Raw genomic sequence first — 13,169 nt, forward strand, 5'->3', positions numbered from 1 at the left:
CGCCGCTCACCGCTCAGAGCGTCAGCCCTCGTCGTCCTCGGCCGGCTCCTCCGGGGGAGTCCGGTCCAGAACACGGCCCTCGCCCGGGGCGAGGCTCCCGAGGATGCGGTCCAGATCCTCCATCGAGGCGAACTCGACGACGATCTTCCCCTTCTTCTGCCCCAGGTCGACCTTCACCCGGGTCTCGAACCGGTCGGACAGCCGGGACGCCAGGTCGGTCAGCGCCGGTGACAGTCGACCGCCGGCCCGGGGCCCCTTGGCCTTCGCGGCGCTCGTGGGCCTGGAGCTCATGAGCGTCACGATCTCTTCGACCGCACGCACCGAGAGCCCTTCGGCCACAATGCGATGCGCCAGCTTGTCCTGCTCCTCGGAGTCGTCCACCGAGAGCAGCGCCCGCGCATGTCCCGCGGACAGCACCCCGGCCGCCACCCTGCGCTGAACCGGCGGCGACAGCCGCAGCAGACGCAAGGTGTTGGACACCTGCGGCCGCGAGCGCCCGATCCGGTCGGCCAACTGGTCATGGGTGCACTTGAAGTCCTTGAGGAGCTGGTCGTACGCGGCCGCCTCTTCCAAAGGGTTCAGCTGAGCCCGGTGCAGGTTCTCCAGGAGCGCGTCCAGAAGAAGCTTCTCGTCGTCCGTGGCCCGGACGATCGCCGGAATGTGCTGCAGATCCGCCTCGCGGCAGGCCCTCCAGCGCCGCTCGCCCATGATGAGCTCAAAGCGCCCGGCCCCGGCCTTCCGCACGACGACGGGCTGGAGAAGGCCGACCTCCTTGATAGAGGTGACCAGCTCGGCGAGCGCGTCCTCGTCAAACACCTCACGGGGCTGACGAGGGTTCGGCGTGATCGAATCGATCGGAAGCTCGGCGAAGTACGCCCCGGCCACCTCTGCCGGGCTCCCGTCGGACACCGAGACAGGTGCGCTCGGCTCCGGCACCACAGGCCCACCCGAACCCAGGGTGGTCACCTTCGCGACAGCCACACCCCGCTCGGACGTCAGCACCGGCATCGTCCCGGACGGGGACGTACCCATCCCGGCGGGCGACACCTGCTTCTCCTGCGGAGCGGCGGGGATCAGGGCACCGAGCCCTCGCCCCAACCCTCTACGACGCTCACTCACTGGTTCCCCTCCGAAGTATTCTGCTGGCTGTTCCGACTGCCCGACTGGGCATGCTGGGCCTCGTACTGGATCCCAACCCCACGCAGCGCGATCTCGCGGGCTGCTTCGAGGTAGGACAAGGACCCGCTCGAGCCCGGGTCATAGGTCAGCACGGTCTGCCCGTAGCTCGGCGCCTCGGAGATCCGCACCGAACGAGGAATGCTGGTCCGCAGCACCTCCTTCCCGAAGTGGCTGCGCACCTCCTCCGCCACCTGTGACGCAAGCCTGGTCCGGCCGTCGTACATGGTGAGCAGGATCGTCGACACATGGAGGTCGGGGTTGAGATGCCCCCGCACCAAGTCGACGTTGCGCAGCAGCTGACCCAGCCCTTCCAGCGCGTAGTACTCACACTGAATGGGGATCAGCACCTCCGCACCGGCCACCAGAGCGTTGACCGTCAGCAGGCCGAGCGAGGGCGGGCAGTCGATCAGGATGTAGTCGAGCGGCTGCTCGTACGCCTGGATCGCCCGCTGCAGTCGACTCTCCCGCGCCACCAGCGACACCAGCTCGATCTCCGCACCGGCGAGATCGATGGTGGCCGGGGCGCAGAAGAGACCTTCGACGTCCGGAACCGGCTGGACCACGTCGGAGAGCGGCTTGCTCTCCACCAGGACGTCATAGATCGAGGGAACTTCGGCATGGTGGTCGATACCCAGAGCCGTAGAGGCGTTCCCCTGCGGGTCGAGGTCCACCACGAGAACGCGTGCACCGTGGAGTGCTAGCGACGCGGCAAGGTTGACCGTCGAAGTAGTTTTACCCACCCCGCCCTTCTGGTTGGCCACCACCATGACCCGCGTCTGGTCAGGCCGCGGCAGCCCCTCGCCGGCACGGCCGAGGGCCTCCACCGCCAGCTGGGCCGCACGACCGATGGGTGTGTCATCCATCGGCGGCGGTGTTTCACGTGAAACACCGTCCCCCGCCGATTCGGTTCGGGGACCGGGGACCGGATCGGTCATCGGTCCCGCGATGTTGGCGTCGGACCGCAAGGATTCACTCTCCTCGACTTCAGGCTCGCAATGAGCAGAGCCTGCCATGGTTTCGGGGTCGCGAACCAGCGAGGCCCGCTCTTCTGTGGATGAATCCACTTCTGTGGACAACTCCGTAGCCCTAACGGGCCTGCGATGGCGAGGGGTGGCGGCCGCACGACCGCGGCCGATGATTCCATGCAGCAGAGAGCGACGTTTCACGTGAAACACGATGCCCCTGCAGCGTAGCTACAGGGGCACGACACTCCGCGAGGGGTACGTACAGCTGTCCTCAGCGACGACGACGTGTCCGGCTGACCCTCGCGGCCTTGGCGCGCTTTGCGGCGAACCTCACACCGCCAGGACTCTCGCCGACCACCACCCGCACCACGGTGGACATCGGATCGACGACGCCCTCGCCGACATGAAGCACCTCGGTCTCCACCACGCCAAGCTTGCTGAGGGCCGCTCGCGCGCCGTTGATCTCCTCCTCGGCAGTATCACCCTTGAGCGCCAGCATCTCCCCGTACGGGCGAAGCAGGGGCACTCCCCAGCCTGCCAGGCGATCCAGCGGGGCGACCGCACGCGCCGTCACCACATGCACCGGCTGAAGCGTCCCCAGGACCTCCTCGGCCCGGCCCCGGACGACCGTCACATGGTCCAGGCCCAGCAGTTCGACGACTTCCTGGAGGAAGTTCGTACGCCGGAGCAACGGCTCAAGCAGAGTGATCTTCAGATCCGGGCGCACCAACGCCAGCGGGATACCCGGAAGGCCGGCGCCGGATCCCACATCGCAGACCGTGACGCCCTCGGGGACGACCTCGGAGAGCACCGCGCAGTTCAGCAGGTGCCTCTCCCACAGACGCGGGACCTCGCGAGGGCCGATCAGCCCTCGCTTGACCCCCGCATCGGCCAGCAGTTCCGCGTACCGGACGGCCTCGGGAAAGCACTCACCGAACACCTCCCGGGCCTCGTCGGGCGCCTGGGGAAGCGCTACTTCCTCCGTCACGGGAACCGTCCTTCCATACCGCACTACCGCACCATGGGTGGCTGACTATCAGGCTGACAAAGATCGGCCCCGTCTGCGAACAGACGGGGCCGACAGGAGAGGATCCGGTCAGGCCGGAAGGACGACGACGAAGCGCTGCGGCTCCTCGCCCTCCGATTCGCTGCGCAGACCTGCGGCCGCAACCGCGTCGTGCACAACCTTGCGCTCGAACGGCGTCATCGGGTCAAGCTTCACCGGCTCGCCGGTGCTCTTGACCTCGTCCGCGGCCTTGGCACCCAGTTCGGCGAGTTCCGTGCGCTTCTGGGCCCGGAATCCGGCGATGTCCAGCATCAGACGGCTGCGGTCACCGGTCTCCCGGTGCACAGCCAGCCGCGTCAGCTCCTGGAGTGCCTCCAGCACCTCACCGTCGCGGCCCACGAGCTTCTGCAGTTCACGTGCCGATTCACTGATGATCGAGACCGCGGCCCGGTCCGCCTCGACGTCCATGTCGATGTCGCCGTCCAGGTCGGCGATGTCGAGCAGGCCCTCAAGGTAGTCCGCTGCGATCTCCCCTTCCTGCTCGAGGCGGGTCAAGGTGTCGCTGCCCTCAGCGGCCGTGGAGGTGGTGCCTTCCGTCACGGATGGACTCCTTCTTACTTCTTGGACGGGTGCTTGGGCCGCTGCGGGCCCTTGCGCTGTCCGGACTTGGCTTGGCGTGAGGAGCCGGACGCGGGCTTGCCCGCCGGCTTGGACTTGGCGTCCTGCGGTGCGTTCTTCTCCAGGGAGGTCTTGGACTCGGGCTCACTGGAGTCGGAGTCCTTGGCCCCGCTCGGGTGGCCCGTAGTGGTGTGACGCTTCGCCTTCGTCTGACGCTTGGGCTGCTGGCGCCGTTGTGCGGCTCCACCCTCCGCCTCGGCGACGGCGGTGTCACTCTTGGCCACCGTGCCGTCCTCCTGGGGGGCGAGGCCGAGCTTGGCCAGTCCCGTGACGAACTTCCGCTCGATGTCGTTGCGGTCCGGGCCCTTGGCCGTGATGCGCTTGACCGTGTTGCGCCGGGTCCGGCCCCGCACCTCACCGTGTGAGGTGACGCTCTTCAGGAGACGCCCGAGGTACTGCTCCTGCGCCTTGCTGCCCGGGGTCGGGTTCTGGTTGATCACGTACATCTGCTGACCCATGGTCCAGACGTTCGTGGTCAGCCAGTAGACGAGGACACCGACGGGGAAGTTGATACCCATGACGGCGAAGATCAGCGGGAAGATGTACATGAGCATCTTCTGCTGCTGCATGTACGGCGTCTTGACCGTCAGGTCGACGTTCTTCGTCATCAGCTGGCGCTGCGTGAAGAACTGCGAGGCCGACATCATCACGATCATGACCGCGGTGACGACCCGCACATCCACCAGCGAGGCGCCCAGCGCCTCGACCTTGTCGGCGCTGTCCATGAACTTGGCTGCCAGCGGAGCACCGAAGATGTGGGCCTGACGAGCGCTGTCCAGCAGCGACTGGTCAATGACACCGATCTTCTTGTTCGACGCGATGGCCGAGAGCACGTGGTACAGGGCGAAGAAGAACGGCGACTGCGCGATGATCGGAAGGCACGAGGAGAGCGGGTTGGTACCCGTCTCCTTGTACAGCTTCATCATCTCTTCGGACTGACGCTGCTTGTCGCTCTTGTAGCGCTCCTGGATCGCCTTCATCTTCGGCTGGAGCACCTGCATGTTCCGCGTCGACTTGATCTGCTTGACGAACAGCGGGATCAGACAGATACGGATCAGCACCACGAGGGACACGATGGAAAGACCCCAGGCCCATCCCGTGTCAGGGCCGAAGATCGCCCCGTACAACTTGTGGAACTGGACGATGACCCAGGAAACGGGCCACGTGATGAAGCTGAACAGACTGGCAATCGTGTCCACTAATCAGGCTCCTTGAGCATTGGGCGAAGTCTCTGCGGCCGAGCTCGGGAGATCGGTGGCCGACCTCCCGGGAGGCACATCAGCGGCGGAGTCCCCGCCCTTGCTGCCGCGTATGGCACTACGCAGCAGCTCGTGCCAACGCGGACGTTTGCGTGGTGGAACGTGATCCACGCCGCCGGGTGACCACGGATTGCATCGCAGGATGCGCCAGGCTGTCAGCGCTGTTCCCTTGATCGCTCCGTGCCGGTCGATCGCCGTATATCCATAGTGGGAACACGACGGGTAGTAACGGCAGACAGGCCCGAGAAGTGGGCTGATCGTCCACTGGTACAGCTTGATGAGAGCCAGCAGCGGGTACTTCATCGCGCGCCCCCTCCCAGCAGCCGCTGAAAGGCGGCATCCAGGTCTCGGGCCAGCTGTTCATGGTCGGCGTCACCCGAGCCGGGCAACGCGCGTACGACAACCAGGCTACCGGGGGGCAGCAGGGCAAGCCGTTCGCGGACCAAATGGCGAAGCCTTCGCTTCACTGCTGTGCGAACGACCGCACCACCCACTGCTTTGCTGACAACGAAACCCGCACGCGGCGGGGGAGCAGTCTCCCCAGTCACGTGCGGGTCCGTTGCACCGCTACGTAGATGGACGACGAGTAGAGGGCGGCCGGCCCTGCGTCCTCGCCGTACTGCGGTCGCGAAGTCCTCGCGCCGCCTCAGCCGATTCTCGGTAGGCAGCACGTCATGACGACCTGTACGCGATCAGGCGGACAGGCTGGCGCGGCCCTTGCCACGGCGGGACGCGAGGATCGCGCGGCCGGCACGGGTCCGCATACGCAGACGGAAACCGTGGGTCTTCGCGCGACGACGGTTGTTCGGCTGGAAGGTGCGCTTGCTCACTCGGGGGCTCCAGAAATGATTCGTGTGTTGGCGGGACATCGCCTGGCTGTCACCGTGCGCCCACGAGAGACTCGCGTAAACGCCCTAGTGCACCGCTTCACAATCACAGATCGTGATCTTTGCCCATCGGAGGCAGGCGGCAGCAGCCATCGACAACTCGACCTGGTCACGGTACGCGCGGCTACGCCATCCGGTCAAACCGACCCTGTCGGACCCCCCATTGTGCACAGCCTGTGGACAACGACTTGAACCGCATGGGTCGGCCCGCCTACCGTGGCTGAACCCCGGTTCTTTTTCTTCCCGCCTGCCGGTCCTCACCCATCCCGACCCATACGTCCCGAGAACCACACATTCGTGGGACCAGCGAGAGAGCGTGCCTTGTGGCTGACGTACCTGCCGATCTTGCCGCAGTGTGGCCACGAGTGCTGGAGCAACTCCTCGGGGAGGGCCAGCAGGGCATCGAGCCGAAGGACAAGCAGTGGATCGAGCGCTGCCAGCCGCTCGCGCTGGTTGCCGACACCGCGCTGCTCGCCGTCCCCAATGAATGGGGCAAGCGCGTCCTGGAGGGCCGGCTCGCCCCGCTCATCAGCGAGACGCTGAGCCGGGAGTGCGGCCGGACGATCCGGATCGCGATCACGGTCGACGACTCCGCGGGCGAGCCGCCGAACCCGCCGGCCCCCCCGATGCACCAGTCCCAGCAGCCTCAGCAGCACCGCTACCAGGGGCCGCAGCACGACGAGCGGCAGCACAACGACGGCTACGACGGTTACGGGCACCGGCCCTCGGACGACGGCATGCCGACGGCCCGGCCCGCCTACCCCGACTACCAGCAGCAGCGACCCGAACCCGGCGCCTGGCCGCGGACCCAGGAGGACCTCTCCTGGCAGCAGCCCCGGCTCGGCGGGTTCCAGGACCGCGACCCGGCCGCCGAGCAGTGGCGCGAGCCGTACGGCGGCGGCCGCTCCCCGCAGCAGCAGCCGCAGCACGACTACCGTTCGCAGCCTCCCGAGCGCCAGGGCTACGAGTCCCAGCGCCCCGAGCGCCATGACATGCAGGAGCCCCAGCACCGGCAGGGCGGCGGCACAGGACGCCCCGGGGGCGGCACCGGTCCGATGGGCGCGCAGCCCTCACCGGCTCCCGGCCCCGGCGAACCGCACGCCCGGCTGAACCCGAAGTACCTCTTCGACACCTTCGTCATCGGGGCGTCGAACCGGTTCGCGCACGCGGCCGCCGTCGCGGTGGCCGAAGCGCCCGCGAAGGCGTACAACCCCCTCTTCATCTACGGGGAGTCGGGGCTCGGCAAGACCCACCTGCTGCACGCCATCGGGCACTACGCCCGCAGTCTCTATCCGGGCACCCGGGTGCGGTACGTGAGCTCGGAGGAGTTCACCAACGAGTTCATCAACTCGATCCGCGACGGCAAGGGCGACACCTTCCGCAAGCGGTACCGCGACGTCGACATCCTGCTGGTGGACGACATCCAGTTCCTGGCGAGCAAGGAGTCGACACAGGAGGAGTTCTTCCACACCTTCAATACGCTCCACAACGCCAACAAGCAGATCGTGCTGTCCTCGGACCGGCCGCCCAAGCAGCTGGTGACCCTGGAGGACCGGCTGCGGAATCGTTTCGAGTGGGGCCTGACCACCGATGTGCAGCCTCCGGAGCTGGAGACGCGCATCGCGATCCTGCGCAAGAAGGCGGTGCAGGAGCAGCTCAACGCCCCGCCGGAGGTCCTGGAGTTCATCGCCTCCCGCATCTCCCGCAACATCCGTGAGCTGGAGGGTGCTCTCATCCGGGTGACGGCCTTCGCCAGTCTCAACCGTCAGCCGGTGGACCTCGGCCTCACCGAGATCGTGCTGAAGGACCTGATCCCGGGCGGCGAGGACTCGGCCCCGGAGATCACGGCGACGGCGATCATGGCGGCGACCGCCGACTACTTCGGCCTGACGGTGGAGGACCTCTGCGGTTCCTCGCGCAGCCGGGTGCTGGTGACGGCACGCCAGATCGCCATGTATCTGTGCCGCGAGCTGACGGATCTGTCGCTGCCCAAGATCGGTGCGCAGTTCGGCGGCCGGGACCACACGACGGTGATGCACGCCGACCGCAAGATCCGTGCGCTGATGGCGGAGCGGCGCTCCATCTACAACCAGGTCACTGAACTCACCAACCGCATCAAGAACGGCTGACGAGCCGCCACATCGTCGCCGGCGCGAGCCGGAGCACGCCGGAAGGGCGCTCCACGGACTCTCCAGGAGTCCGTGGAGCGCCCTTCTTTGTCTCCGTGAGCGTCCTTCTCCGTCTCCCGGAGCAGCCTTCTCCGCCCGCCTGGAGGCACGCCGTCTCGGTCCTGGCCGCTTCACAGAGGGGCGAGCAGAGGGCGAGCAGGGGGTTGAAACGGGGGTTGAAACGGGGGTTGAGACGGGTCGAGCGGGGCTCCGGGCCGTCGCGGCTGTTCGAATACCTGCCGCCGAAGGGCTGTTCTCCACAGATCTGGGGAGAATTTTCCCTCCACAGCCTGGGGATCCAAAAGTTGTCCATACTGCATCCACAGGCGCGGCAGCCGATACTCCATCAGACCAGCTCAGGGGCCTGGGGATTTGTGGTCAACAATGATCCACAGCCTGTGGACAAGTTTTTCGTCCACAGGGGGAGATCGAAGTTGTCCACCGTCGCCCCACAGGCAGGCGGCCGTTTTCCCCAGGTAGGGCGGACTTCTCCACACCGCTGTCCACTGTTCGGCAACGCGACACCCGCTTTCACCGCCCCGAGTGAAAGGCGTCACACCGAGAGGGGCGGTTGGGCTGTGGGGAACGTGGGCAAAGCTGGGGACAGTCCTGGGGAGAAACCCCCCTGCCCTGTGTATCGGGTGTGCACAACTTTCGGGTGTCCACAGAAACACCAAGTTGTCCACCGGCGCCACCCACAGGGTCGGTGGACAAAAAACAGGGTCTGACCTGCGAAAACGACGTTATCCACCGTTTCCACAGGCCCTACTACTACTGCCACCTATAGTTAGCTCGGAATCCGCTTCGAAGTGGGGCCTGTGCACAACTCGGCGCCGGAGCGGTCCGAGCCTCTTGTCGCGACTTGACCCCGAGCAGCACCGAGTGTCGGTGCCGTACGTCAGACTGGACCCCGGCGTCCTCCCCCCGGCATCGGTGGAGCGACCCGACCAGACGACGAAGGCCAGCAGGGCGAGCGAGCAACAGCAGGAGGCGGTTCCGGTGAAGATCCGGGTGGAGCGCGATGTACTCGCGGAGGCTGTGGCCTGGGTGGCCCGTAGCCTCCCGGCCCGTCCGCCGGCGCCCGTTCTTGCGGGCCTTCTGCTGAAGGCTGAGGACGGCGCCCTCAGCTTCTCGAGCTTCGACTACGAGGTCTCGGCCCGGGTCTCGGTGGATGCCGAGATCGAGGAGGACGGCACGGTGCTCGTCTCCGGCCGGCTGCTCGCCGACATCTGCCGCGCCCTGCCCAACCGGCCGGTGGAGATTTCCACAGACGGTGTACGGGCGACGGTGTCCTGCGGCTCCTCGCGGTTCACACTCCACACCCTTCCTGTGGAGGAGTACCCCGCGCTGCCCCAGATGCCGACCGCGACCGGCACCGTCCCCGGTGAGGTCTTCGCCTCGGCGGCCGCCCAGGTCGCCATCGCCGCCGGCCGCGACGACACGCTGCCCGTGCTCACCGGTGTGCGCATCGAGATCGAGGGCGACACCGTCACTCTCGCCTCCACCGACCGCTACCGCTTCGCGGTCCGCGAGTTCCTCTGGAAGCCGGAGAACGCCGACGCCTCCGCCGTCGCCCTGGTGCCCGCCAAGACGCTGCTGGACACCGCCAAGGCGCTGACGAGCGGCGACACCGTGACGCTCGCCCTGTCGGGCTCCGGTGCCGGTGAGGGCCTCATCGGCTTCGAGGGCGCGGGCCGGCGGACGACGACCCGGCTGCTCGAGGGCGACCTGCCGAAGTACCGCACGCTGTTCCCCACCGAGTTCAACTCGGTCGCCGTCATCGAGACGGCCCCGTTCGTCGAGGCCGTCAAGCGCGTGGCCCTGGTGGCCGAGCGGAACACCCCGGTGCGGCTCAGCTTCGAGCAGGGCGTCCTGATCCTCGAAGCGGGTTCCAGCGACGACGCACAGGCTGTGGAGCGCGTGGACTCCGTGCTGGAGGGCGACGACATCTCGATCGCCTTCAACCCGACGTTCCTGCTCGACGGCCTGAGCGCCATCGACTCGCCGGTCGCCCAGCTCTCCTTCACCACGTCCACCAAGCCCGCGCTGCTCAGCGGCCGGCCTGCCGTGGACGCCGAAGCGGACGACGCTTACAAGTACCTGATCATGCCGGTCCGCCTCTCCGGCTGATCCGGTCACCGGTCCTGCCGAGGTTCGAGGAACCGCGGCAGGACCCGACGGGCACGTTCAGCGCCGAGCATGCCCGGCGTCCTGTTCCCTGCCGGGCGTAGGCTCGGTCCTGGGTACGAATCGGCACAACGCTTAAGGAATCTCTGATGGAGATCGGTCTCGTCGGCCTCGGCAAGATGGGCGGCAACATGCGCGAGCGCATCCGCCGCGCTGGCCACACCGTCATCGGTTACGACCGCAACCCGGACGTCGCCGATGTCCACAGTCTCGAAGAGCTTGTGGGCAAGCTGAAGGGCCCCCGCGTCGTGTGGGTCATGGTTCCGGCCGGTGCCGCGACCCAGTCCACGGTCGACGAGCTGGCCGAGCTGCTCTCGCCCGGCGACATCGTCGTGGACGGCGGGAACTCCCGCTGGACGGACGACGAGAAGCACGCGGTCGAGCTGGGCATCAAGGGCATCGGCTTCGTGGACTGCGGAGTCTCCGGCGGCGTCTGGGGCCTGGAGAACGGCTACGCGCTGATGTACGGCGGCGACGTCGAGCACGTCGCGAAGGTCCAGCCGGTCTTCGACGCGCTGAAGCCCGAGGGCGAGTTCGGTTCCGTCCACGCGGGCAAGGTCGGCGCCGGCCACTTCGCGAAGATGGTTCACAACGGCATCGAGTACGCCATGATGCAGGCCTACGCCGAGGGCTGGGAGCTGCTGGAGAAGGTCGACTCCGTCACCGACGTGCGCGAGGTCTTCCGCTCCTGGCAGGAGGGCACGGTCATCCGTTCCTGGCTGCTCGACCTGGCGGTCAACGCGCTGGACGACGACGAGCACCTGGACCAGCTCCGTGGCTTCGCCGCGGACTCCGGCGAGGGCCGCTGGACCGTGGAGGCGGCGATCGACAACGCCGTGCCGCTGCCCGCGATCACCGCGTCGCTCTTCGCGCGCTTCGCCTCGCGCCAGGACGACTCCCCGCAGATGAAGATGATCGCCGCGCTGCGCAACCAGTTCGGCGGCCACGCGGTCGAGAACAAGAAGTAGCGGTCGAGAACATCAAGAAGTAGCGGCCGAGCACCAGCAGCAGCCGCGACGAGGCGCGGGCAGGGCCGGACGGTCCGTCCCGCACCACGAAGCACGGAGCAGGAAGCCGGGAAGGTCGGCGTACACCATGCATGTCACGCATCTGTCGCTGGCCGACTTCCGCTCGTACGCCCGGGTCGAGGTGCCTCTCGACCCGGGCGTCACCGCGTTCGTGGGGGCCAACGGCCAGGGCAAGACCAATCTCGTCGAGGCCGTCGGCTATCTCGCGACGCTCGGCAGCCACCGCGTCTCCTCCGATGCTCCCTTGGTCCGCATGGGCGCCGACCGGGCTGTCATCAGAGCCGCCGTCACCCAGGGCGAACGGTCCCAACTGGTCGAGCTGGAGCTGAACCCGGGCAAGGCCAACCGGGCAAGGATCAACAGATCGTCGCAGGTCAGGCCGCGTGACGTGCTGGGGATCGTGCGTACGGTGCTGTTCGCTCCGGAGGATCTGGCGCTGGTCAAGGGCGACCCCGGCGAGCGTCGGCGGTTCCTCGACGAGCTGGTCACGGCGCGTTCGCCGCGGATGGCCGGGGTGCGCTCCGACTACGAGCGGGTGCTGAAACAGCGCAACACACTGCTGAAGTCCGCGGCGATGGCGCGCCGGCACGGCGGACGCTCCATGGACCTGTCGACGCTCGATGTATGGGACCAGCATCTGGGCCGGGTGGGCGCGGAGCTGCTGGCGCAGCGGCTGGACCTGATCGCGACGCTTCAGCCCCTGGCCGACAAGGCGTACGCGGACGTGGCGCCGGGCGGCGGGCCGGTGATGCTGGAGTACCGGAGCTCGGTGGGTGCGGACGTCGAGCCCGCGAGCACGCGCGAGGAGCTGTACGCGCAGCTGATCGCGGCCCTCGCCGAGGTGCGCAAGCAGGAGATCGAGCGGGGCGTGACGCTGGTCGGCCCGCACCGCGACGACCTGGTCCTCGGCCTGCGCGGAATGCCCGCCAAGGGGTACGCCAGCCACGGGGAGTCCTGGTCCTACGCGCTGGCCCTGCGGCTGGCCTCGTACGATCTGCTGCGCTCCGAGGGCAATGAGCCGGTGCTGGTGCTGGACGACGTGTTCGCCGAGCTGGACGCCCGGCGCCGGGAGCGGCTGGCCGAGCTGGTGGCCCCCGGTGAGCAGGTGCTGGTGACGGCCGCAGTGGACGACGACGTCCCCGGGGTGCTCGCGGGGACGCGGTACGCGGTGTCGGCCGGCGAGGTGGAGCGGCTGTGAGCGGCGACGTGGACGGCAAGGAACCGGCCGGGGGCCCGGCGAAGCAGCCGGAACCCTCGGGTGTGGACCTGGCGCGGGTAGCCCTGCGCGCGGCGAAGGAGCAGGCGCGGGCACGCGGTGCGGCCGCGCAGCAGAAGAAGCAGGCGAGAAGGGGCGGCGGGCTGCGTTCCGGCGCACGGGCGGACGGCCGGGATCCGCTGCCGCTGGGTGCCGCGATCAATCGTCTGATCACCGAGCGCGGCTGGGAGACGCCGGCCGCGGTGGGCGGTGTGATGGGGCGGTGGCCGCAGATCGTGGGTGACGATCTGGCCAATCACTGTGTGCCGTTGCGTTACGACGAGGATCCCGACGAGCGGGTGCTGACGGTGCAGTGCGACTCCACGGCGTGGGCGACGCAGCTGAGGCTGCTGGCACCTCAGCTGGTGGCCCGGCTGAACGCGGATCTGGGGCACGGCACCGTGAGGCTGATCAAGGTCCAGGGGCCGGGAGGGCCGCCCCGCAGATACGGTCCGCTGCGTGCGCCGGGGAGCACAGGCCCGGGCGACACCTACGGCTGACCCACTCTGACCTGGCCTTTCTCCTGCGCCCGGCGGCGATCTCGATGCTGCGCGGGA

At 67.9% G+C, this 13,169-nt stretch carries 13 protein-coding genes; 5 read left to right on the plus strand and 8 right to left on the minus strand.

The window, feature by feature from the left end:
• Positions 1–21: 21 nt before the first annotated feature.
• From ACIBJG_RS04325 to rpmH, 8 genes are all read right to left on the minus strand, one after another.
• Positions 22–1,119 (minus strand): ParB/RepB/Spo0J family partition protein, encoded by a 1,098-nt coding sequence (locus ACIBJG_RS04325; RefSeq protein WP_399303749.1) that lies wholly within the window; start codon positions 1,117–1,119, stop codon positions 22–24.
• Complete coding sequence (locus ACIBJG_RS04330; protein WP_399303873.1) at positions 1,116–2,192, minus strand: ParA family protein; 1,077 nt, start codon at positions 2,190–2,192, stop codon at positions 1,116–1,118. Before ACIBJG_RS04330 ends, ACIBJG_RS04325 begins: the two co-directional genes overlap by 4 nt.
• Before the next feature lie 223 nt (positions 2,193–2,415).
• Positions 2,416–3,132: a 16S rRNA (guanine(527)-N(7))-methyltransferase RsmG gene (gene rsmG / locus ACIBJG_RS04335; protein ID WP_187285218.1), complete on the minus strand. Its 717-nt coding sequence runs from the start codon at positions 3,130–3,132 to the stop codon at positions 2,416–2,418.
• Between the two features lie 108 nt (positions 3,133–3,240).
• Positions 3,241–3,750: a R3H domain-containing nucleic acid-binding protein gene (locus ACIBJG_RS04340; protein WP_148019656.1), complete on the minus strand. Its 510-nt coding sequence runs from the start codon at positions 3,748–3,750 to the stop codon at positions 3,241–3,243.
• A 14-nt stretch (positions 3,751–3,764) separates the two neighbouring features.
• Positions 3,765–5,027, minus strand: a complete 1,263-nt coding sequence (gene yidC / locus ACIBJG_RS04345; protein ID WP_399303753.1) for a membrane protein insertase YidC — start codon at positions 5,025–5,027, stop codon at positions 3,765–3,767.
• 3 nt (positions 5,028–5,030) lie between these two features.
• Complete coding sequence (gene yidD / locus ACIBJG_RS04350; protein ID WP_399303755.1) at positions 5,031–5,390, minus strand: membrane protein insertion efficiency factor YidD; 360 nt, start codon at positions 5,388–5,390, stop codon at positions 5,031–5,033.
• Positions 5,387–5,758: a ribonuclease P protein component gene (rnpA, locus tag ACIBJG_RS04355; RefSeq protein ID WP_359131564.1), complete on the minus strand. Its 372-nt coding sequence runs from the start codon at positions 5,756–5,758 to the stop codon at positions 5,387–5,389. Before rnpA ends, yidD begins: the two co-directional genes overlap by 4 nt.
• 21 nt (positions 5,759–5,779) lie before the next feature.
• Positions 5,780–5,917 (minus strand): 50S ribosomal protein L34, encoded by a 138-nt coding sequence (gene rpmH, locus ACIBJG_RS04360; RefSeq protein ID WP_010985740.1) that lies wholly within the window; start codon positions 5,915–5,917, stop codon positions 5,780–5,782.
• A 380-nt stretch (positions 5,918–6,297) separates the two neighbouring features.
• Between rpmH and dnaA the strand changes: the two genes are divergently transcribed.
• The 5 genes from dnaA (at position 6,298) to ACIBJG_RS04385 (ending at position 13,112) form a co-directional block, all read left to right on the plus strand.
• Positions 6,298–8,103 carry a chromosomal replication initiator protein DnaA gene (gene dnaA, locus ACIBJG_RS04365; protein WP_399303758.1) on the plus strand — a complete coding sequence of 602 codons (1,806 nt, stop codon included), beginning with the start codon at positions 6,298–6,300 and terminating at the stop codon, positions 8,101–8,103.
• Between the two features lie 1,038 nt (positions 8,104–9,141).
• Positions 9,142–10,272: a DNA polymerase III subunit beta gene (gene dnaN, locus ACIBJG_RS04370; protein WP_359082713.1), complete on the plus strand. Its 1,131-nt coding sequence runs from the start codon at positions 9,142–9,144 to the stop codon at positions 10,270–10,272.
• Between the two features lie 146 nt (positions 10,273–10,418).
• Complete coding sequence (gnd, locus tag ACIBJG_RS04375) at positions 10,419–11,297, plus strand: phosphogluconate dehydrogenase (NAD(+)-dependent, decarboxylating) (protein ID WP_399303760.1); 879 nt, start codon at positions 10,419–10,421, stop codon at positions 11,295–11,297.
• Between the two features lie 127 nt (positions 11,298–11,424).
• On the plus strand, positions 11,425–12,555 hold the full coding sequence (gene recF / locus ACIBJG_RS04380; protein ID WP_399303762.1) for a DNA replication/repair protein RecF: 1,131 nt from the start codon (positions 11,425–11,427) through the stop codon (positions 12,553–12,555).
• Positions 12,552–13,112, plus strand: a complete 561-nt coding sequence (locus ACIBJG_RS04385; RefSeq protein ID WP_399303764.1) for a DUF721 domain-containing protein — start codon at positions 12,552–12,554, stop codon at positions 13,110–13,112. Before recF ends, ACIBJG_RS04385 begins: the two co-directional genes overlap by 4 nt.
• Positions 13,113–13,169 lie beyond the last annotated feature (57 nt).

This window comes from Streptomyces sp. NPDC050422, from assembly GCF_044458665.1.
In the GTDB taxonomy this organism is placed as follows: domain Bacteria; phylum Actinomycetota; class Actinomycetes; order Streptomycetales; family Streptomycetaceae; genus Streptomyces.